This is a genomic window from Polyangium sorediatum (genome assembly GCF_029946465.1).
GTDB classification, from domain to species: domain Bacteria; phylum Myxococcota_A; class Polyangia; order Polyangiales; family Polyangiaceae; genus Polyangium; species Polyangium fumosum.
The window spans coordinates 17,671-38,498 of sequence record NZ_JARZHI010000051.1 but is presented as its reverse complement, the minus strand read 5'-3'; the positions used below and the strand labels follow the sequence as shown (position 1 = coordinate 38,498).

At 70.4% G+C, this 20,828-nt stretch carries 16 protein-coding genes; 10 read left to right on the top strand and 6 right to left on the bottom strand.

Translation table 11 applies throughout. The annotated features are described in order from the left end of the window. Window positions 1-4: 4 nt before the first annotated feature. The gene (locus QHF89_RS36370; protein ID WP_136970481.1) at window positions 5-802 is read left to right on the top strand and encodes a hypothetical protein; all 798 of its coding nucleotides are present in this window, start codon (window positions 5-7) and stop codon (window positions 800-802) included. A 15-nt stretch (window positions 803-817) separates the two neighbouring features. Here the strand turns inward: QHF89_RS36370 and QHF89_RS36365 are convergent, their stop codons facing one another. After that, window positions 818-3,274 carry a thioredoxin domain-containing protein gene (locus QHF89_RS36365; RefSeq protein WP_136970482.1) on the bottom strand — a complete coding sequence of 819 codons (2,457 nt, stop codon included), beginning with the start codon at window positions 3,272-3,274 and terminating at the stop codon, window positions 818-820. Between the two features lie 211 nt (window positions 3,275-3,485). Here QHF89_RS36365 and QHF89_RS36360 point away from each other — a divergent pair, with 211 nt between their 5' ends. From QHF89_RS36360 to QHF89_RS36350, 3 genes are read left to right on the top strand one after another with little or no spacing between them, the layout of a single operon-like run. Next, window positions 3,486-4,010 carry a hypothetical protein gene (locus tag QHF89_RS36360; RefSeq protein WP_136970483.1) on the top strand — a complete coding sequence of 175 codons (525 nt, stop codon included), beginning with the start codon at window positions 3,486-3,488 and terminating at the stop codon, window positions 4,008-4,010. Then, on the top strand, window positions 4,007-4,957 hold the full coding sequence (locus QHF89_RS36355; RefSeq protein WP_284721383.1) for a multinuclear nonheme iron-dependent oxidase: 951 nt from the start codon (window positions 4,007-4,009) through the stop codon (window positions 4,955-4,957). Before QHF89_RS36360 ends, QHF89_RS36355 begins: the two co-directional genes overlap by 4 nt. Beyond that, the gene (locus QHF89_RS36350; protein WP_136970484.1) at window positions 4,954-5,664 is read left to right on the top strand and encodes a hypothetical protein; all 711 of its coding nucleotides are present in this window, start codon (window positions 4,954-4,956) and stop codon (window positions 5,662-5,664) included. Before QHF89_RS36355 ends, QHF89_RS36350 begins: the two co-directional genes overlap by 4 nt. A gap of 352 nt (window positions 5,665-6,016) precedes the next feature. On the opposite strand, the gene QHF89_RS36345 is transcribed toward QHF89_RS36350, so the two are convergent. Next, window positions 6,017-8,758 carry a PAS domain-containing hybrid sensor histidine kinase/response regulator gene (locus QHF89_RS36345; protein WP_136970485.1) on the bottom strand — a complete coding sequence of 914 codons (2,742 nt, stop codon included), beginning with the start codon at window positions 8,756-8,758 and terminating at the stop codon, window positions 6,017-6,019. 168 nt (window positions 8,759-8,926) lie between these two features. Here QHF89_RS36345 and QHF89_RS36340 point away from each other — a divergent pair, with 168 nt between their 5' ends. Both QHF89_RS36340 and QHF89_RS36335 read left to right on the top strand, forming a co-directional pair. Next, on the top strand, window positions 8,927-10,219 hold the full coding sequence (locus QHF89_RS36340; RefSeq protein ID WP_136970486.1) for a hypothetical protein: 1,293 nt from the start codon (window positions 8,927-8,929) through the stop codon (window positions 10,217-10,219). A 118-nt stretch (window positions 10,220-10,337) separates the two neighbouring features. Continuing rightward, window positions 10,338-13,256 (top strand): hypothetical protein, encoded by a 2,919-nt coding sequence (locus QHF89_RS36335; protein ID WP_136970487.1) that lies wholly within the window; start codon window positions 10,338-10,340, stop codon window positions 13,254-13,256. 90 nt (window positions 13,257-13,346) lie between these two features. On the opposite strand, the gene QHF89_RS36330 is transcribed toward QHF89_RS36335, so the two are convergent. Further along, window positions 13,347-13,904: a GNAT family N-acetyltransferase gene (locus QHF89_RS36330; protein WP_136970488.1), complete on the bottom strand. Its 558-nt coding sequence runs from the start codon at window positions 13,902-13,904 to the stop codon at window positions 13,347-13,349. A 331-nt stretch (window positions 13,905-14,235) separates the two neighbouring features. Here QHF89_RS36330 and QHF89_RS36325 point away from each other — a divergent pair, with 331 nt between their 5' ends. Then, the gene (locus QHF89_RS36325) at window positions 14,236-15,222 is read left to right on the top strand and encodes a DUF4846 domain-containing protein (RefSeq protein ID WP_284721382.1); all 987 of its coding nucleotides are present in this window, start codon (window positions 14,236-14,238) and stop codon (window positions 15,220-15,222) included. On the opposite strand, the gene QHF89_RS36320 is transcribed toward QHF89_RS36325, so the two are convergent. Both QHF89_RS36320 and QHF89_RS36315 read right to left on the bottom strand, forming a co-directional pair. Further along, window positions 15,164-16,180, bottom strand: coding sequence for a hypothetical protein (locus QHF89_RS36320; RefSeq protein ID WP_284721381.1), 1,017 nt, complete (start codon window positions 16,178-16,180; stop codon window positions 15,164-15,166). The genes QHF89_RS36325 and QHF89_RS36320 overlap by 59 nt on opposite strands. A gap of 49 nt (window positions 16,181-16,229) precedes the next feature. After that, complete coding sequence (locus tag QHF89_RS36315) at window positions 16,230-16,625, bottom strand: c-type cytochrome (protein ID WP_284721380.1); 396 nt, start codon at window positions 16,623-16,625, stop codon at window positions 16,230-16,232. A gap of 186 nt (window positions 16,626-16,811) precedes the next feature. On the opposite strand from QHF89_RS36315, the gene QHF89_RS36310 reads away from it, so the two are divergent. Beyond that, window positions 16,812-18,071, top strand: a complete 1,260-nt coding sequence (locus QHF89_RS36310) for an MFS transporter (RefSeq protein WP_136970491.1) — start codon at window positions 16,812-16,814, stop codon at window positions 18,069-18,071. Between the two features lie 9 nt (window positions 18,072-18,080). On the opposite strand, the gene QHF89_RS36305 is transcribed toward QHF89_RS36310, so the two are convergent. Next, a complete protein-coding gene (locus QHF89_RS36305; RefSeq protein WP_136970492.1) occupies window positions 18,081-18,467 on the bottom strand; it encodes a hypothetical protein in 387 nt (128 codons plus the stop codon). Between the two features lie 457 nt (window positions 18,468-18,924). On the opposite strand from QHF89_RS36305, the gene QHF89_RS36300 reads away from it, so the two are divergent. Together QHF89_RS36300 and QHF89_RS36295 are read left to right on the top strand one after the other, a co-directional pair. Further along, window positions 18,925-20,505 (top strand): serine/threonine-protein kinase, encoded by a 1,581-nt coding sequence (locus QHF89_RS36300; RefSeq protein WP_284721379.1) that lies wholly within the window; start codon window positions 18,925-18,927, stop codon window positions 20,503-20,505. Continuing rightward, window positions 20,457-20,798, top strand: coding sequence for a DUF3634 family protein (locus QHF89_RS36295; RefSeq protein WP_284721378.1), 342 nt, complete (start codon window positions 20,457-20,459; stop codon window positions 20,796-20,798). Before QHF89_RS36300 ends, QHF89_RS36295 begins: the two co-directional genes overlap by 49 nt. Window positions 20,799-20,828: the final 30 nt, after the last annotated feature.

The following is a 20,828-nucleotide window of genomic DNA, read 5'->3' as shown; positions in this document are numbered from 1 at the left end:
GCCCATGCTTCCTCTGAAGAAACATCCGACCGCCTTGCACGCAGGCGCCGGCGAGCCCGCCGCGAACATCCCCAATGGCGTGGCGGGCAAGAGCGTCTACGTCGTCGACGTGGACGACTACGAGCTTTATCGCGCCATGTTGTATGGGCTGGGCGCGAAGGGCGTGACGAACAAGCTGATGGCGACCGCGGACGTCATCCTCCACGGCGGCCCGGCGGCCCCGCAGAAGGCGCGCGCGAAGTACCCGTCCGCCGCGATCGTGAAGGCCTCGGCGATCCTGCCCTTGTTTCACCAGGAGATACGCTCCTTCTGCGACCTCGTGCGGGCCCTCCAGCGCCACGGTTTTACCGTGCGCAACCCGAGCGACGAGGGGGATGCGGAGTTCGACCACTTCGAGCTGCCGCTCGTGGGCGATTCGCTCCACGAGACCCTGCTGCATTGGCTCGGCAGCTCGGCGTTCCTCCGGAGCTACGCGAAGAAACAGCACTTCCCCATCGACAAGCGCGAGGAAGGGTACATCGATTTCCCGATCCCGGACAGCCGTGGTCTCACCTGGTATTACACCTGGAAAAGCGACGCCTGGGGCCGTGTCCACGCCTTACGAGGCGAAGGCGATTACCCGCTCGACATCAAGGGCCACCAGCTCCTGCGCGTCGAGCCGCTCCTGTGGACGCAGAGCACGGGGCTGTACTTCCACGAGTATCCGATTCTCGACAGCATCACCGGCCTGTTCGTCCAGGCGGGCATCGACGCGCGCACCGGCAGGGTGAACGGCACGGCGATCTCCCGCGTGTGGACGTAGCCCCGAGACGAGCGGCTACTGCGTCCGCACGATGATGTGGAATCCGAACGGCGTTTCCACGACGCCGCTCGTCTCGCCCACGCCGAGCTTCTCCACGGCCTCCTCGAATTCGCGGACCATCGCGCCCTTCGGGAACGTGCCGAGGTCGCCCCCGCGTTGCGCGGCGCTGGGCTCGTCGCTGTATTGCGCGACGATGTCGTTGAAGCTCGCCCCCGCTTGCAGTCGCTTGCGCGCGTCCTGCGCGAGCGCCAGCGCCTCGCTCCGGCTGCGCGTGATGTGCGAGGGCGCGCGCTTCGAGCCCGCATACATGATGACCAGGTGCTTTGCGCCCATGTGCCCCGCGGGCGTCACCGCGGAGGCCGCGGGCGCGGGCGCGGGCGGGGCCGGGGACGGCGGCGGGCTCAGCGGCGGCGGCGACGTCGCCACGAGGGGCGCGGGCTGCCGGGCGTCGGCCTTCAGCGTGCCGGAGGCGATCGGCTCTTTCGACTTCAGGGCCCTCGTGACGATCCGCTTGAAGTTGTGAAGAGGTTGCGCGCCGCCGACGAAATAATCGTTGATGACGAAGGCCGGCGTGCCCATGATCTTCAGGCGATCGGCCAGCTCCAGATCGGCCTGGACCACCTTCCAGTGCGTGCGCGCGTCGAGCGCCGCCGAGAGCTTCGTCACGTCGAGCCCCGCCTCGGCGGCTTTGCGCTCGATGGCCGGGCGGCTCAAGCCCTGCTCCGACTGGTCCTCCCACAGGCGTGCCGAGAAGGCCCAGAAGCCGGCCTCGCCTTTTTGCCGGTAGGCCTCGACGGAGGCCTCGGCGGCGAGCTGCGCCTGCTTGTGGAAGGGGAGGGGCAAATGCCGCCAGACGACGCGGATCTTGCCCGGAAAGGCGGCGAGGAGCTGATCGATGTCCGCCTGCACGCGCTTGCTGAAGGGGCACTGGAAGTCCGCGAACATCTGAACGGTGACCGCGGCGCCGGCCGGCGCGCCTTTGCCCGGCTGGTCCTTCGTGGGCGCGGGGGCGAGGATTCGCTCCACGGGCGCGGGGCTCTTCGCGTCTTTCAGGAGGGCATCGTAGATGTTCGCGGCCGGCGTCCCCGAAGCGAGGAGCTTTCCGGCCTTCGTGATCTCTTCGTCGATGATGGCTTCGAATTGCTCGCGGCGCTGCGCGCCGATGAGGCGCCTGCCATTGATGAAGAAATGCGGCGTGCCCATCACCTTGAAGTCTTCGGCCAGGTCCATATCACGCTCGATGCGCGCGGCATGCGTGTGCGACGTGATCGCCTTTTTCACGCGCTTCACGTCGAGGCCGAGGGCGATCGCGAGGTTCTCGAGCTCAGGGTCCGCGAGGCGATCCTGGGTGTCGAAGAGCGCCTGGAAGGCCTTCCAGAAGGCGGCCTCTCCCTTCTGCGCGCCGGCCTCGATGGCGAGCTCGGCGGCTGCCTCGGCGCGCGGATGTATGGGCAGGGGGTTGTGCTTGAACACCAGGCGCAGTTTGTCGCCGTACTTGGCTTCGAGCTCGGTGATCGTCGCGAGGGATCGTTTGCAGAAGGGGCACTGGAAATCGCCGAACATCACCATCGTCACGAGCGCGGTCGGTTTGCCGCGCGCGGGCGAGCCGTCGAGCGGCATCTTCCAGACCGTGTCCGAGTCTGCCGGCGGAGGGGGCGGCGGCGTGGGCGGCGGCGCTTTCTGGTGGTTTCGCTCGGAGAGCTCGGCATAGACGCGCTCGGGGGGAGTGCCCTCGCGCCGGAGCGCGGCGGCCTCTTCGAGCTCGGCGTCGATGGTCTCCTGGAATTTCGTGATGGGCTGAGCGCCGGCGAGGAAGATGCCATTGACGAACGAGGCCGGCGTCCCCAGGACGCCGACCTTTTTGCCGAACGTGATGTCCGCGTCCACGTTCGCGGCGAAGCGCTGCTGGTCGAAGGCGGCCTGGAAGGCCCAGGGATCGATGCCGCTTTGCGCCGCCCAGTCGTTGAAGGACGGGACGTCGAGGGAGCGCTGGTTCCGGAACGCGAGGGCGTGAAACTTCCAGAATGCGTTCACGCCTCCGAGCCGCAGCACCGTCTCGGCCGCGAGGTGCGCGGGACGCGCATTCTTGTGGAACGGGAGCGGGTTGTGTCTCCAGACGACCCGCAATTGGTCGGGACCGTACTGCTGCTGCAGGAGCGCCAGCGTGGCCATGAGCCGCGACGTGAAGGGGCACTCGAAATCGCCCCAGATGACCAGGGTGACGGGGGCGAGCGGGTTTCCCCAGGCGGGGGCGTCGGGCCCGACGGGGATGGCCGTCCCGGGATCGGGGAGCGCGGCTGCGCCCTCGACCGCGCCCTCGTGGCCCGCCTCGGGCACGAGGAGGGGGCGGCGCGGTTCGTCCTGGCTCACGTTCACCGCCGGCTGCACGGGAGGCGGGGGCGCACAAGCGGCGAGCAAGAACAGGACCGTTGAAAGGAAGGCCGTGCGGCGCCGTCCCCGTGCGTGGTTCATCGTGGCTTCTCCATCGGGCATCGGGCGCGGGAGAGTACGCCACGACGGCCGGACGGGGAAGGCCTTGGTCGCTCCGAGCGAAGGAGGAAATGAGGCGATCGCGGCGGCGGACGGGGCGCGGCGGCCGAAGAACACGTGACGCAAAGCGGAGTACGTTCTATATGGGGGGATCCCAAGGGGCCGCAGCGTGCCTCGACGTCAAGGAGCTTCCGTGGAATTGAAAATTGCCCTCGTCGTTGGAGCGGTCGGCGCAGTTGCCGGTTGTGCCGGGTCGTCTTCCAGTCACCCGACGGACACCGTAGCCGAGCCCGAGCCGGCCGCGGGCAACGCCGCCCTCATGTCGCTGGATGAGAACATGGCCCGCCTGCGCGCGCTCGCGGTCTTCGACGTGGGTCACGTCAACTTCGAGATGCCCGGGCATTCTGGCCATTGTTACTCGGTCTGCAAGCATCGCCAGATCGCCGCGTTGCGCGTGGACAAATTGGCCGACGTCGCCGAGTCCGCCGCGAAGACCCCCGCCCCGGACGCCTGCGACGAGGCAACCATCGAAAAGAACCTCGCCGCGCTGAATGCGCTCGGGATCTTGGAGGTCCGGGGGCTGATCAAGGACGAGCCCAAGAACAGCACGAATTGTTACGGGCAGCCCTGCCCGGACGATGCCCAGGCGTCCAAGGCCCTCACCTGCGAGCGCGCGGGGAAGCTCGCCAGCATCGTGAACGCGGCCAAGGATCTGTGAAGGCCCGTTTCCCTGAGGTGAACGGGCGCCTCGGGTTGGGCGTCGGAATGGATCTCCCCTGGGGCGCGCCCGTCGGGTTCGCCCACGATCCCAGCCGCGGGGATCACGTGACGGATCCCGTCGTACAGTTCTTGTCGTCCCATGCCGGGGCCTTTCGGTATTTCTTCACGTCGTTCCAGCCCCGGAGCCGAAATCGCCTCGATCCGCGCGAGTACTTCGACGCCTACGACGACCTGTTCGCCCGTACGCCAGCGTTCTCTGTCCGCGCCCTCCACCAGACGACGTTCAACCTGGGCGCGCTCGAAGCCTACGATCGCGGCCGGATCCTCGATTTCACGAACGCGCTCGTCGAGCGCTACCACTTCGCGTGGGTGAACGAGGATCTCGGCCTCTGGTCGCTGCACGGCAGGCCCTTGCCGTATCCGCTGCCGCCGTATCTCACGCCCGCCGGGCTCGACGCCGCCATCCGGAACACGGCCGAGGTGCAAGGGAAGCTCCTGGCGCCGCTCTTCGTGGAGTTCCCCGGATTCTCGGACGGGACGAGCTTTTTCATTGGCCACATGCACGCGTACGATTTTTTCCGGGCGGTCGTCGAGGAGACGAGGTCGCCGGCCACGCTCGACGTGGGCCACCTCCTTTCTTATCAATGGCTGCTCGGCAAGCGAGGCGAGGCGCTGTTCGGGGAGCTCGAACGGTTGCCGCTCGACCATTGCTTCGAGATTCACCTCTCGGGCTGCGGGCTCGACGGCGATTCCTTCATGGATCACCACCACGGCGTGCTGCTCGACGAGCAGCTCGAGCTCCTTCGCCGCCTCCTTCCGCTCTGTCCGAACCTGTCCGCGATCACCTACGAAGATCCGCGGCTCGACGCCGAAGGGCGGCTCGCCCCCGAGACCGTCACGAGCTTCGAGCGCCTCCGCGCCGCCGTGGACCTCTGGCTCTCATGATCTCGCTCGATCAGGCGCTCGACCGGCTTCTGCATCATCGCTCGTACCGGGAAGCATTTTTCGAGGGGCGCGTGGAGGAGCTCGACGTGTCGGAAGGCGATCTGCGCGCGCTCCAATCCATCGATCCCGAGCAGCTTCGAAGGACGGCCGAGCGCGTGCGCGTGGCGGTCGTGCAGCGAAAACATCGGGGGAGCGGCGGGCTCCTCACGATCTATGCGCGCACCCTGGACGCGTGGAGAGCCACGCATCCCGAGGATCACGAACTCGATGCATTGATGTCGTCGTTCCTGGAATCTCCAGCCTTCGAGGCGTATCGCGCGTATTCCCACGCGGGTCCCGGCGTTTGCCTGGAAGAGGCATTCTTTCGATTCTGCGACGCGCGCGGGATCGGCGATGGCGCGATCCTGGAGTCGGAGTTTCTCACGGCGATGATGAAGGCGCTCGTGATGAGCCCGCTGCCGGATTTCACCCTCCCGGGGGAGATTCGTGTCGTCCCCGAGGGGTTTTTCGCGGTGGGCGAGCGGGCCGGGCCCACGCTCTACGCCGCCGCGCGCGGAAAGCTCGTCCTCGGGGCGATCACGCCCTTCCTCGCGGAGCTGCTGCTCTCGGCCGAGGACCCCGTCGAAATCGCGCGCAAGCATCACGTCGCGACGCCGGTGCTGCAAGCGTCGCTCGCGCAGCTCGCGCAGCTCGGGCTTGGCCGCTGAGCCGCGCTTCCACAAGGGCGGGGTCGCTCGCGCCAAGGGCGGGGTCGTATTTCGCAAGGGCGGAGCCGTGTTCCGCAAGGGCGGGGTCGTGTCCCGCAAGGGCGGGGTCGTGTCCCGCAAGGGCGGGGTCGTGTCCCGCAAGGGCGGGGTCGTGTCCCGCAAGGGCGGGGTCGTGTCCCGCAAGGGCGGGGTCGTGTCCCGCAAGGGCGAGGTCGCTCGCGCCAAGGGCGGGGGCGTGTTCCTCAAGGGCGAGGTCGCTCGCGCCAAGGGCGGGGGCGTGTTCCGCAAGGGCGGGGGCGTGTTCCACAACGGCGGGGGTGCTCGCGTCAAGGGCACAGCCTCTCGCGCCCGGTCATCCCGTCCCCGCGGCCTCCTTCAGCTTCCCGCTCCCCACTTCGGCCAGCATTTTTTCCAGCGCCGAAAGGCTCGGCGGCTTCGCCATGTGCCTGTCGAAGCCCGCTTGCCTCGAACGCTCCACGTCCTCCTGCAAGGCATACCCGCTCAGCGCCACCAGGTAGACCGATCGCAGCTTCGGATCCGCGCGTATCGTCCGCGCCACGCCATACCCATCCATGCCCGGCAAGCCGATGTCGCAGAGCACCACGTCCGGCTCGAAGCGCCGCGCTTTCTCGATTCCCTCGGGCCCCGCGAACGCCACCTCCACCACGTGGTCGCCCATCCCCAGCGCGTCGCGCAGCGTCTCGGCCGCGTCCACGTTGTCCTCGATGACGAGGACCCGCCGCGGCAGCTCCCGCGGCGCAGCCGTCGGCGCCGCGGCCCGGCTCCACGCGACGGCCGGAGCGAGCGGCAGCCGCACCGTGAACTGCGCGCCTTGTCCGCACCCCGCGCTCTCGGCCGTCACTGTCCCGCCGTGCATCTCGCAGAGGCCCTTCACCAGCGAGAGCCCGAGCCCGAGCCCCCCGCGGCTCCGATCGAGCGTGCTATCCGCCTGCACGAAGGGCTCGAACACGTGCGGCAGCGTCTCCTGTGGGATGCCCGCACCGTCGTCCCGCACGTGCACGACGGCTAGGTCCCCCTCGCGCTTCGCCGAGAGCAGCGCGTGCCCGCCCCGCGGCGTGAACTTCGCCGCGTTCGCCAGCAGGTTGCCCACGACCTGCGCGAGCCGCGTGGGATCGCCGTCGACCGAGAGCGGCTCCGGCCCCACGTCGACCTCGAGCTTCACGCCCGCCTGATCGAAGCTCGGCCCGAGATCCTCGGCGAGGCGGTGCAGGAGCTCGCCGAGCTCGACCCGCTCGCGCTGGAGCTGGATCTTGCCGCGCGAGATACGCGTCACGTCGAGCAGATCGTCGATGAGCCGCGTCATGTGCGTGACCTGTCGCTCGATCGCCGCATGCGCGCGCCGCGCCTGCGGGCCTCCCGGCGGAGCCCGCTCCAGGATGTAGAGGCCGTTGCGGATGGGCGCGAGCGGGTTGCGGAGCTCGTGCGAGAGCATCGCCAGGAACTCGTCCTTGCGCCGATCCGCCTCGCGCAGCGCGGCCTCGCTCTCGCGCAGCGCTTGCTCGGCCTCCTTGCGCTGCGTGATGTCCTGCATGATGCCCACGCTCCGGACCGGCGCACCCGCGGCGTCGCGGATCAGCCGCGCCGCGACGTGCACCCAGATGAGCCGCCCGTCCTTGCGGATGTAGCGCTTCTCCGTGCAGTACTCATCGACCTCGCCGCGCACCATGCTGCGGTACTTCTCCCAGTCCGCCTGGCGATCGTCGGGGTGCGTCATGTCGCGCACCGTGCCCGAGAGCAGCTCCTCGCGGCTGTAGCCGGTGATGTCGCAATACCGATCGTTCACGCGCAGGATCCGGCCCGTCGCGGGATCCACCTGGCCCATGCCGACGATCGCCGTCTCGAAGAACGCGCGGTACTGCTCCTCGCTCTGCCGGAGCGCCTCCTCGGCTTGCTTGTGCTCGGTGATGTCGCGTTTGACCACGACCGCGAGGATCTGCTGGCCCTGCTCGTCCCGCACGGGCTCGCCGCTGAAGTTGAAGATCCACGCCTGCCCCGTGTCGAGGCGCCTCGTGTGGAGCTGCCAGCCCGCGAAGGACTCGCCCCGCAGCGCGCGGTAGACCGGCCATTCGTCGACGGGGAGCACGTGGCCGTCGAGATCGGTGAGCTCGTAGAGCGCGGCGAAGTCCGCGATGCAGATCTTGCTGCGGTTCGTGAAGGCGTACTTCACCGCCTCCGCGCTGTTCACGAGGACCACGTTGCCCTGCATGTCGAACACGACGACGCCGTCCGGGATCGCCTGGAAGATGGCTTCGAGCTGCGCGCGGCTGTGGTCGGCGCGGGCCGCGGTCTCGCGGAGCGCCGCGACGAGATGCCGGCGCTCCTCCTCGATCCGCTTGCGCGCCGTGACGTCGCGGAAAAAGACCGCGATGCCGCCCTCCTTCGTCGGGTACACGTTCACGTGTGTCCAGAGATCGAGCGGCGCGTAGTGCTCGTCGAACTCGGCGGGCACGCGCTCGCGCATGACGCGGTTGTACTCGCGGAAGTAACGCGAGTGCGGGCCCGCGAGGGAAGGGTAGACCTCCCAGAGGCTCCGGCCGAGCGTCTCGCTGCGCGGCTTCTGGCTCAGGTGCTCCTGGCGCGGGTTGACGAAGACGAAGCGGAAGTCGTGATCGAGCACGAAGCAGGCGTCGCCGCGATCGAGCACATCGAAGGCACGCGCGAGATCCTGGGAGTCGTGGCGCGCATGCTCGTGCTGTTCGTGGATGTCGACGGCGATGCCGGACCAGTCCACGACGGCGCCGCGGTCGTCGAGGCTCGGCGCGCTGCGGATCGAGAACCAGCGGTACCCGCCGTCGTGCCGGCGGATGCGCGCCTCGACCGCGAACCGTCCGGCCGAGGCGAGCGCGTGTCTCCACGCCCGCGCGGCGCGTGCTTGGTCGTCGGGGTGCAGCACGCGCTGCCAGCCGAGGCCGTGGAGCTCCGACGCGGGGACGCCGGTGTACGTGCGCCACGAGCTGCTCGCGAAGTCGCATGTGCCGTCCGCCCGGCACGCCCAGACGAGCCCGGGCAAGCTGTCGAGGAGGCGTCGACATCGGCCCTCTGGGAGGGCAGCACCAGCACGAGGCTCGGCCATGGGTCCATCGGCACGTGGTGCCGCGCGGGCACGATCGCAAGCCGGCGCGGCCGCGGCGCGGCGGCTGTCCGTGCGCCTCGGGCATGGCCGGCTTGCCCCTTCACGTTCGCTCCGCGTCGGGGCAAACTGCGCGTTCTCTGGGGAGGCCGAGGAAGGAGTCGGCGGCGCGTGAGCGAGGCACCTGGGATCTGGTTCGTGTATCGATCGCACGACGAAGGGCCGCTCTCGCGCCGCGTTCGGCGCCTCGACGCGCCCTCGATCCTCGCGTGGTTTTCGGAGAAGATGAGCGACGCCAAGAAGGCCGAGGACCCGCAGAGCGTCTACGAGGCCGAGCTCGGCGGCTACGTGTACGGGTTCGGCACGGTGTTCGAGGCCGTGAAGGAGCACGGGCTCCTAGCGCCGAAGTCGACGGCCGAACTCGAGAAGATCCTCCGCAAGCATCTCTACGTCGAGGGCGACGCGGGGCACCTGCGCATCGACGCGCACTCGCTCCGCGTGCTGACGGACGACGACGAGGTCGAGCTCGCGTACTTCTTCTTCGATGACGAGATCGCGCGCACGCAACCCGAGCGCGTGTCCTTTCTGCTTCACGAGGAGCCGAAGCTGCCGGAGGGCGACGCGGACGGCCCGTTCACGCCGCCCTTCGAGCCGGAGCCCGTCCTGCCGCGCGGGGAAGGCGAGGGGACGACGTACGTCTGTCTGCTCACGTCGTACGACGGCGATTCGATCCCGGGCTGCGCCGTGGCGATCCCCGGCGTGCGGCTGCCCGATCTCGCGTCGCACCTGCGCACCGTGGTGCCGGCGAAGAAGCCGGCGTCGTGGTCGAAGGAGTGGCTCGACACGTGGCCGGTGGAGCTCCGGCTCCTGCGGGCGATGATCGAGCCGGGTCAGATCTCGATCGCGCCGGCGCTCGCGAAATGTGCGGCATATCCGCTGCGCGAGGTCGTCACCGCTACGAACCACACGCTCCTCGGCGTGGGCGCGCACCAGAACGCGGAGGGCGAGTTTTCCAAGGTGGGGACGGCGTTCGAGGGAACCGGAGATCCCGAGAAGGCCCTCGTGCAGGTGGGCAAGCACGCGGCGCTCTTCTGCCCGCACACGTCGAGCGCGTTCGGCTACGAGCAGTGGATCCTGTTCGATGATCGCTGGGCCGCCGCGCATCCGGCGCTCGCCGCTTCGATGTTGCGGTACGCGAACGGCTGGGATCCGCTCCGCGACCCCGCGCCCCCGAAGTCGGCGGAGACCGCGGCCGAGCAGAAGGAGCGCGCCTGGAAGGAGGCGCTCGCCGGGCGGATGGACGAGAAAGCGGCGCCGTACCGCACGACGGCGAGGTTTGCCCCCGGTGACCTCGTCGACCACACGAAGTTCGGACGTGGGCTCGTGCGCCGCGTGGACGGCGCGAAGATTGAAGTGATTTTCAAGGACGGCGCCAGGCTCCTGGCGCACGCGATGCCAGGGTGAGGCGAAGCGCCGAGGCCACCGGCGCTCCCGCTTCCGCGTCCGCTCCCGCCTCCGCCCGTTGGCGAGGGTAGCCAGACGCTTGGGCCCTCGCTAGCATCGGCCCGCGCAGAGCAAGTTGATGAAGAAGGAACACGTCACGAAGACCGCGCCCCGGTGGTTCGATCCATCCTCGCCGGTGAGCATCGCCATGCGGGACGCGCGTGTGTCCCGCCGCGACGGCCGTGGGCTCATGTCGCTCAGCGAGGCGCGGCGCCTCATCGAGTCGACCGAGGTCTTCCGCAAAGGGGAGGGCCGTACGGCCGCAGGGACGATGGTGTTCGAGAGCGACCGCGTGTGGGCGGCGCTCTTGTCGCTCGAGGACGCGGCCGAGTTCGTGAAGCACGGCCAGCGTATCCGCTGGGAGTTTCAGGTGCGCGGCCGCGACAACACCGCGCTCCACGATCGCTACGGAGACGCGATCCTGCCCTGGATCGAGAGCCGCCTCGATGGCGACGGCGCGCTCGTGAACGTGCCGTGGTGCGTGGTGCCGTGCCTGCTCGCGATCGGATCACGCGAGGCGCTCGACGTCGCGCTGCGCGCGCGATCGATCGTGGAGCTCGCGGTCGCGGGCAGCGAGATCGAGGCCGACGAGCCTGAGCTCGCCGAGGACACGTCCGCGCCTTCCGAGGACGAGGACGACGAAGACGGCGACGAGGACGAGGACGACGAGGACGACGAGGACGACGACGATCCGGGCGCGGAAGAGGACGAGGACGAGGAGCACGCGCGCGCCGACGGGACCACGAAAGACGACGGTCTCGACATGGCGCGGCGGTGGATGACGCGGCACCCGGACGCGTACGGGGCGCTCGCGACGCTCGCGGACGAGGGGAACCCGCGCGCGGCGGAGCTCTTGCGGGATCGCGCCGCGGCGCTCGGCGGCGTGGTGCGCGAGGCGATCGAGGCGGCGCTCGGCGCCGAAGCGGCCAAGCGACTCGCCGAGCAGTTCGACCTGCCGCGGACACGTTTGCCCGAGGAAGTGGAGCGGCTGCTCGCCGAAGCCGAGGCGATCGACGAGCCGCGGGGTCCGCTCTGGAGCATCGCCGAGCTCGACGAGGCCGCGCGCCGGTTCGATCTGCCCATCTGGGACAACGCGAACTACACGACGGCGGCGATGCGGATCACGGGGTACGCGTCGCAGAAGGGCGACGTGCTCGTCGTCGAGCAGATCCTCCACCACCCGGGATCCGGCACGCTCGCGGGCTGGGAGCTCTCGGCGTACGGGCCCGGCGCGGGCAAACGATCCTCACGCGACGACGAGCTCATCGACGCGGCGCGTGACGAGCTCCAGAGCGTGGAGATCGACGCGGACGACTACGTCGACGGCATCACGAACCAGATCGTCCTGCTCGGCGAGCGCGACGAGAAGGGCCGGCCCACCGCGGGCTCCGACGGCCCGCGCATCGTGCCGCTGCCGCTCCCGTCGGACGACATGATCGTGCACGTCAAGCGCGCCGCGGTGCGGCAGAAGGGCGATCCGCTGCGCGCGAGTTACCACCTTCCGCGCGCGTTCGCGGCGCTGCCGGAGTCCACGCGCGGGAGCCTCCGGCTCGTGACGCCGGTCGAGGCGCTCCTCGTGGATCTGTGCCGACGGCATCGCGACGTGATCTTCGCCGCCGACCGGGATCTGCGCGTCGCCGCAGCGGTCCCGCAAGGCGCGACGCGCCTCTTCTCGTTCGACGATTTCCAGTACGTCGCCGCGGGTGAGCCGGCGTCACGATCGATGGATCTCGTGGCGATGGTCGAGGCGCTGCGCGCGCGGCGCAAGATCACGCGCCTGCCCGGCGCGGCGAACGCGCGGCCCGAGTGCTGGATCCCCGGCGCGGCCGAGCTCCGCAGCTACGCGGGCGGCGACGCATGGTCCGAGGGCGACGATCCGATCGAGCCGGAGACGCCGGCCGCGGGCGTCGGCGTGACGCCGTACTGGAGCCTCACGATCGCGCGCGGTTTTCCGCACGGAGTGTGGCTCTTGCACGGCGCGGCGCAGAACAAGAAGGGGCAGGCGGAGCAGGCGATCCTGCACCTCACGAACGCGTCGTCGCCCGTCGTGCGCCTGTTCTGGCCGCGCCGGACGGCGTGCATGTGGGCGCGCGTCGCGGGCCTGGCCGAGCGCAAGTGGGTGACCGGGGATCGCGGCGTGCTCGCGGCGGCGAAGAACGAGCGCATGCTCTACGCGGCCGAGGCGCGGAAGCTCGTGGAGACCTTCGTCCTGCGGCCGTGGAGCGTGCCCGCGCACGTGGGCACGGAGTTCGTGCTCTTGCTGGAAGCGCTCGTCGGCGGGCGCGAGACGGTCGAGGCGTTCGTCGCCGCCCTCGGAAAACTCTCGCCGGAGGCGTGGGCCTCCGACAGGGCGGCGCTCGCGAGCGCGATCTTCGAGCTCGGCTTCGTCCTGCGTCGCGTGGAAGGGTCGCGGGGCCCGCTGCGCGAGCGGCTCGCGGCGTCGTGGCGGCAAGGACAAACGGGCGAGGCGCCGCGCATGCTCGACCTCGTGCTCCACAGCCGCGCCGGAGCCGAGCGCAGCGCGCGGTGCGAGCTCGATCTCGCGCACGCGGGCGACGATCCGACGTGGGTCCGGGACAAACTCCTCGATCGCAAGACGGCTGCGTCCGCGCCCGACGTGTTCCTGGTGTCGCTCGCGGGCGAGGAGATGCTCGGGAAGTACGAGGGGCGGATCCCCAAGGTGGCGGACGCGGCGTGGGTGGGCAGCCAGCTCGCGCGGCTCGCGTCGGCGCGGGTGGTCGGGATGGCGCTCGCGCTTTATGCCGAGAGGCCGGAGGCGCGCGCGGCGATCTCACAGGCTCTCTTCGAACGCCCGGAGATCCGCGCCGAGATCGAGGCAAACCAGCGGGGCCCGCAAGCCAAGATCGCGCGTGCCCTGCTCACCGCGCTCGACGAGCGGGACGAGCGCGCCTACGCGCGGCGGCAAGGCGCGCAGGACGACGAGCTCGACGACGAGGAGGAGGACGACGACGAGGGCGACGACGAGGACGAGGCGTAGAACGCCTCACCCGCTGTCCCCTCTCGACGCGGTGGCTGCGCGTGGGTCGCATGACCGCGGGTGTCGCCACGTGTCGACCCCCTCGGGAGGTCACTCGACGAGGAACTCCTGCTCCAGCAGGCCGTAGATCGCCGAGTCCGTGAACTTGCCGTCGTAGAACCAGTTCTCACGCATGAGGGCGTCGCGCTTGAAGCCGAGCTTCTCCAGGACGCGTCGCGAGGCCTGGTTGTTCGGGTCGATGACCGCTTCGACCCGGTGCAGCTCCATCTGCGTGAAGCCGTAGCGGAGGATCGGCTGGAGCGCCTCGACCATCAGGCCGCGGCCCCAGAACGCGGGCGTGAGCTCGTAGCCGACCTCCGCGTAGCGGTGCGGCTTGTTCCAGCGCCAGAACCCGCACGTCCCCAAAAGCTCGCCGCTGTCCTTGAACGAGAGGCCCCACCGGATGCCGGTGACGTCGCGTTGCGCGTCGAACACGATCCCGAGGAGCTTCTCGGTTTCGGCGAGGGTCGCGTGCGCAGGTCGCCCGAAGTACCGGACCACCTCGGGGTTCGACTGGATGCGGAAGATCGTCTCCGCGTCGGCCGGGGCGAGCTCACGCAGGACGAGGCGGGGCGTTTCGAGGGTCGGGAACGGAGTGAACGAGACCATGAGGGCCGGGAGGCTTTCACCTTTCCGTGACCCCAGCAACGGCGCCTCGGCGCGTTGCACGATCGCGACGCGTGAGCTTGCACGATTGAAAGTCAGCCCGGAAGAACCCCTCGCCAAATGCCCGGATCGACACATGAACGACGTTGGCCCGGACCGTGCAATCTCTACGGGCAGAGCGCCTGCTCCGGCCGCCCCCCCCGCCGTAGAGTAGGCGCTCGTTTTTTTGTCTCCCCGTGATGTGGCGCGTGGGCCCGGGCGGGTGAGACCACGTCACACTTCCGAGCGCCCGTTCGATACGTGGAGGGCACGATCGGATCGGAAGGAGATGACCATGCGGTGGACCCTCGCGCTTCTCGGCTCGCTCTCGGCATGCACGGCGCTCGGGACGCCGGGCGCGGAGCCTCGGCGCGATGCGGAGGACCCGGCCATGCGTCCCGAGCCCGCCCGCGCGCTTCCCGCGGCGAGCGCCCAAGGCAGCGCGCCGGCGAGCGCGTCCCCCGCGAGCCCGCCGGCGGCGGGTGCATTCGCGCAGTACCCGTGGCTCGAAGGGGGAGCCGTGGGCATGCCGGCGCCGGTCGACACGCTCGAAAAGCGGTTTCCACCCCCGCGCGGCTTTACGCGCGTGTCCCTCGCCCCCGAGGGCTTCGGCGCGTTCCTGCGCACCTTGCCGCTCGCCGCGAAGGGCACGCCGGTCAAGTCCTACCGCGGCGACGAGATTCGCGCGGACGGGCATCCGAACGTCGCCGCCGTCGTGGCCATCGACGTCGGGAAGGCGGATTTGCAGCAATGCGCCGACGCGATCGTCCGGCTGCACGCGGAGTGGCGCTGGTCGCACGGGCAGCGCGATCACGCCTACCGGACGGCGAGCGGCACGAAGCTCGAATTCCAGCGGTACGTCTCGGGCCAGCGGATCCGCGTCAACGGCAATCGGATCGAGCTCGTCCCATCGGCAAAGCGCGCCGAGGCGACGCACGCGCTCTTCCGGACCTGGCTCGACGACGTGTTTGGCTGGACCAACACGGGCGCCCTCGCGCGGGACGGCGAGCGCGTGGCCCTCGATGCGCTTCGCCCCGGGGACTTTTTCGTGCTGACCGGCGTGCCGTTCGGCCACACCGTCCTGGTCCTCGACATGGCAAAGGATGCGGCAGGGCGCCGCGCGGTCCTGCTCGGCCAGAGCTTCGTCCCCGCGCAGAACGTCCACGTGCTTCGCCCCGAGCCCGCGCGCGTGTGGTTCGTCCTCGACGAGGCCGCGGGCGCGCTCACGACGCCGTTTTGGGATCCCTTCCCGTTCGATTCACTCCGCCGTTTGCCCGAGTAAAACGACGCCGAAGGCGGCCCCCGAGGAGCGCCAGGGCCGATGAAAAGGCGACCCATTCGTACCCCGGGGGCCGTTCGCCCATTCGACATCCACAAAGCGCAGCCGGCGGCGGGGTCGTTTGCGGCGTCGCTTGCGGAGGTGGTGGCGGGGGCGGCGGCGACGCAGGGGGCGGCGGGGGCGGAGGCGGAGGCTCCGGCGCGGCAGGCTCGGTTTTGCAGGCCCGCGGCCGCGCGGAGAGCCAATCGAGCAGGCTGTCGGCTTTCCCTTTCGCGCCGAGCGCCCGCCACTCGCCGCCGTGATCCTTGCCGGGCAAGAGATCCCACGTCACGTCGCGCGTGCAGGCGGCGACGCGCTCGTGCAGCCCCCGGGCGAGGTGGTGGAGCGGGTTCCGGTCGCCGACCAGGAAATACGCAGGCGGCGCGCATGTCGGGGTTGGCGCCGGCGCGCACGCGCTCTCCCGCGGCGGAATGCCCCCGCCGACGAACACCACCGCCGCATATCGCGCCCCGAGCCGCGCCCAGTTCCACCCGAGGAACGACGCGCCCCCCGACCACCCCGCGATCCACACCCGATCCGCGTCGATCGCGTACTCACGGCCGATCGCGTCGATCTGCGCCTCGATCCACCCCGGAGGATCCCCCTCGGACCATTGCCAGAAGCTCCCGACCCGGCATCCCTCGGCTTTCGGGCACATCGGCGCGAAGAGCGAAACCCCCCGCGCGGCGGCGGCCGCGACGAACGGCGAGGCGTCCCGCTCCACGAGCGGCGTCTTGCCGCCGGGCGCATCGCCATGTAGCACCACGAGCAGCGGCGCCTTCGTCGCTCCCTCGGGCGGCGGATCGAAGAGGCAGCCGGGGCAGGGATATCCCACCCGGCGGCGCGGGTTTGCCTCGGCCGCACCCCCGGCGAGGGCGGCGAGCGCGAACGTGGCGACGGCGAGGGCGCGGGCCTTCGTCATGCGGCCCGCCGAGGATACCTGATCCGCGTGTCCCCTTGGGCGCCCGCGATCACTCGCCGTTCAGCGTGTAGAGGTAGGCCGCGATGTCCTTCGCTTCCTGCTCGCTCACGCCGAGGGTCGGCATCTTCGTGCGTGGATCGAGATCCGTCGGGCGCCGGATCCACTTGATGAGGTTGTCCGGCGTGTTCGGCGCGACGTGCGCGATGTCGCCCCGGTTCGCGAAGCCGAACAGCGGATGCGACTCCTTGCCGATCGCCCCTTCGACGCCCGGGATGAGGTGGCAGGCGCCGCACGCGTATTTCTTGATCGCCTCGCGCCCCCGCTGCGCGTCCCCGCCGGCCACGTCGCGCGGCGGCGCCGGCTTCGACTTGCACGCGGTGAGCGCCCCGGGCGCGGCGAGCGCGAGGAGGAGCAGGAAAGGCCGATACCGTCGTGACAAAACCACCAGATCTCCCGTGCCTGCCCCGGGCATCCGCCGGAAGGCTCGCCCTCGATAGGGGCCCCGAGGACGGCCGGCAAGCTAGCACGAAGGGGTGAGGGCGGAAGGCGGGCCGTGCTGGTCGATTGAGCATCTGCCAATCCGCTGACCCGCTCCAGGCGCGGATGCGGAGAAAGCTGCCATGCTTGCCGCATGTTCGACCTCCTCCGTCGCCGCCCTGCGTTCCGTCGCCTCTGGGCGGCTGGGACCATCTCGCTCGTCGGCGACTGGCTCGCGTTCGTCGCCGTGAGCCGGCTGGCGCTGGACCACGGCGGAGGCGCGTTCGCGCTCGTGGGGGTCTTCGCGGCGCATTCGCTCCCGCATGCGTGCCTGTCGCCCATCGCGGGGTTCGTCGCCGACCGGTTCGATCGGCGGCGCTTGCTCGTCGGCATCCCGCTCCTCCAGGCCGCCTTCACGCTCGCCATGGTGCTCGCGGCCGCGCGGGGCGAGCTCGCCGCGCTGCAGGCGCTCGTGCTCGTGCGATCCGCGTTCACGGCCTTCATGGTCCCGGCCGAGACGGCGGCGCTCCGGCACACGGTCGAGCCGCCGGAGCTCCTCCGGGCGAACGCCATCGTCTCGGGGACGTGGAGCATCACGTTCGTCGCGGGCATGGCGCTCGGCGGCCTGCTCGCCGCGCTCGGGCCCGTGCCCGCGATCCTCGTGGACAGCCTCTCGTTTTTCCTCACCGCGGCGCTCGCCTCGGGCCTGCCCTCCTTGAAGCCCGAGGGGGCCGGGGAGACGCAGGCCACCGGCGTCTGGGGGCTCGTCCGGGCCGTGCCGCGCGATCTCTGGGCTGCGCTTGGGCATGCACGCGCGCGGCCGGCGCTCTTCCGGGCCGTCTTCTCGAAGGTGCCCGCGGCGCTCGCGGGGGGCATGGGCTGGGTCACGTTGAACCTCGTCGCGGATCGGGCGGCGCCGTTTGGCGCGGCGGCCCTCTCGCTCGGCATCTTGCAATCCGTGCGAGGGGCGGGGACGGGGCTCGGCCCGCTCGGCATCTCGCTCCTCACGCGCGGCGGCGATCCGGGGCGGGGGCTCGAGCACGCGGCGACGCTCACCACGTTCGCGGGCATCGTCGCCTTTTCGCTGGTGCAGCCCTGGCCTACGCTCTTGCTCGTCGCCGTGCTCGTGTGGGGGATGGGCGGCGGGAGCAACTGGGTGCTCACGAGCGCGTCCCTCCAGCGCCTCGCGCCCGACGCGATGATCGGCCGGCTCTCGAGCATCGACGATCTCACGACCACCACGACGATGGCGGTGGGCGCTCTGATCGCGGCGCTCCTGTACCAGGCCTCCTTCTCGGTCCAGGCGATCGGGGCGATGGCGGCGGGGGCGGGGCTCGTCGTTTGGATCGCGCTCTCGCTCCGGCGGACGGAGGCCCCGCTTTCCCTGGAGAAAACCGCCCTCGAGCGGGGATGAACGCGCCGCTCAGTTCGGCGGTTTGGCGGGCCGCTCCGACGCCACGAACTTGAATCGCCCATAAAGCGTCGGGCCGCGCAGGTCCGACTCGCTCATGGCGAGCACGCCCGTGCCGATGTCCTCGAAAAGGAGGACGACGCCGAGCCAGCCCGCGAAATACAGCATTCCGTGCGTCAGGCGGTACTCGTGCAGCCGGAGCAGCTTCATCTCCTTCAGGCGGAGCGGCCGGCCCGCCATCTGCTCCGCCATGGGCACGAGCGAGCCGACGAGCGGCCGCTCGTCGATGCGGACGCCGTTTGTCAGGAAGCGGAGATCCGTGCCGAGGTGCTCGAAAAACGCGTCCATCACCCCGCCGAAATCGTCCGCGTGGACGAGCTTCTCCTTCACGCCCGCCACGAGGGCGCGGATCTCGTCGGCATCGGGGGGGTGGAGGCGGGTGGGACGTCCGGACGAACCCCGGGGGGAGGGGTTTTGAAACGGGGGACGACGGGGGGGACGGGAAGGTTTCATGGTGCTCGTCTACCGGGATCGGGTTTTTCTGGAACGGTCCTCGCACGCGCCGCTCGTGCGCGTTCTGAGGCTCGCGCCCGTCCATCGACCGGAGGTGTACTCCAGTTGCGTACTTTCGTTGATTTTCTTCGAACGGTTCGATCGATTTGGAAGTTCCGCGGAAAAACCTGGGGTGCGGGGGCCACGTGTTTGGCACGAAGAACAGCTTGGCCCTGGGCGGTGCGCGGGCGGCGGCCAGCGCGGACTTCCGGCGCGCGCCCGAGCGCCCCGGGCACGACGCCGGGCGCACCGCGCCGAGGTCGGTTCCCCCTTTCGTGGGACTTCTGGTACCCTCCGCGCCCGCATGGACAGCGCCCCCCTGAGCATCGCGACCCAGATCGCGCGACAGCGCGTGGGGCGCGTGCTCCGGGACAAGTGGCGCCTCGACAGCGTGCTCGGGACAGGCGGGTTCGGCGCGGTCTACGCCGCGACCCACCGCACGGGCAAACGCGTCGCCATCAAGATCATCCACCCCGAGCTCAACGCCATCGCCGACGCCCGCAGCCGCTTCCTGCGCGAGGCCTACGCCGTCAACGCCGTGAGCCACCCAGGCATGGTCTCGATCCTCGACGACGACGTCGACGAGGACGGCTGCGTCTTCCTCGTCATGGAGCTGCTCGACGGCGAGACGCTGGAAGCGCGCCGCCTTCGAAGCGGCGGCAGCCTCGACTTCGAGGACGTGCTCTCCATGGCCGACCCGATCCTCGACGTGCTCGCCGCGGCCCACGAGAAGGGCGTCGTGCACCGCGATCTCAAGCCGGAGAACGTCTTCCTCCTCCGCACCGGCCAGATCAAGATGCTCGATTTCGGCGTGGCCAAGCTCCGCGAGGCCCCCCGCGGCAAGGCGTTGACGGTGAACGGCATCGTCATCGGCACGCCCGCCTTCATGCCGCCCGAGCAGGCCCGCGGGCAGTGGGAGCTCGTCGACGAGCGCTCCGATCTCTACGCGGTCGGCGCCACCCTGTTCACCTTGCTGACGGGGCAGCTCGTCCACGGCAACCTGACGCCCCAGGAGTCCCTCGTCGCCGCCGTCACGACGCCCGCGCCCTCGCTCGCGATGGTCTCGCCCGGCACCCCCCGCGCCCTCGTCGCGCTCCTCGCCCGCGCGCTCGCCTTCGACCGGAAGGACCGCTTCCAGACCGCGCGCGAGATGCAAGCCGCGGTGCGCGCGGTCTACCACGAGCTCACCGGCAGCCTCGCCTCCACGGCGCCCCATGAGGCCCTGCGTGTGCCTTCGACCGACGAGGACGAGACGACGCCGACCGGCGGCGACGACGAGCCCACGGCGGTCCTCTCGCGGATGCCCGAACTCGCGCTCGCGCGACGCCTCCCTTCGACGACCGCGCGGAGCCCGAGGCTCGTCTCGCCGGACAGCGAGCCGACGATCGTCGGCGCGCCGCCCTCGATGACGCTGAAGCGCAGCGTGAGCGGGCTCGTCGGGCCCGAGTCGCGCGGGCAGCGGTTGGCGTCGATCTTTGACTCGGCCGATTTCGGGGATCAGGCCGAGATCTCGGAGGAGGTCGCCAAGGCGACGGCCGCGCTCAATGCCTCGGCGGCGGCCGCGGCGGCGCAGAACAAGAAGACGGAGGAAGCGGCCGCGGGGCCCGAGCCCGAGGAGGCCACGATCCGCAACGTGAAGGAAGAGCCAGGGAGACCGATCGCGCCGAAGAAGGCGCGGGCCGCGGCTCCTTCCCGGGCGTGGATCTACGTGGTCGTCGTGATCGTGCTCGTGGGCGCCCTCGTGGGGTTTGCCTTGCTCCGCATGAAGCCGCGGCGGGCCGCGGCGCCCGCCGGGCCGGGGGCGGCGACGCGCGCGCAATCTTGCTATGCTGGCGCGTGGCTTGGCTCGTCGCCCTGGGGCTCGTCGCGTTCGTCGTGGTCGTGATCGTTTCGGTCGAGCGCACGCGCCGGCTGCTCGTCGTGGAGGCGCAAGCGGGGAAGGTGGCGCGGCTCTCAGGCCGGGCGCCGGCGGAGCTCGCCGCCGACATCGAGGACGTCCTCGGCCGATCCCGGGCGACCGGGACGATCGTGCTGCGGCTCGAAGGCGGACGTGTCGTGGTGCGCACCGAAAAGGGGATCGACGAGACCACGGCGCAGCGGCTCCGCAACGTGGTCGGACGTTTCCCGGTCGCCCGTCTGCGCACGGCGCGGCGCGTGGAGCGCAGCGGGGCGCGCTAAGCGCGGGGCGTCGCCATGAACCCCAGAAGA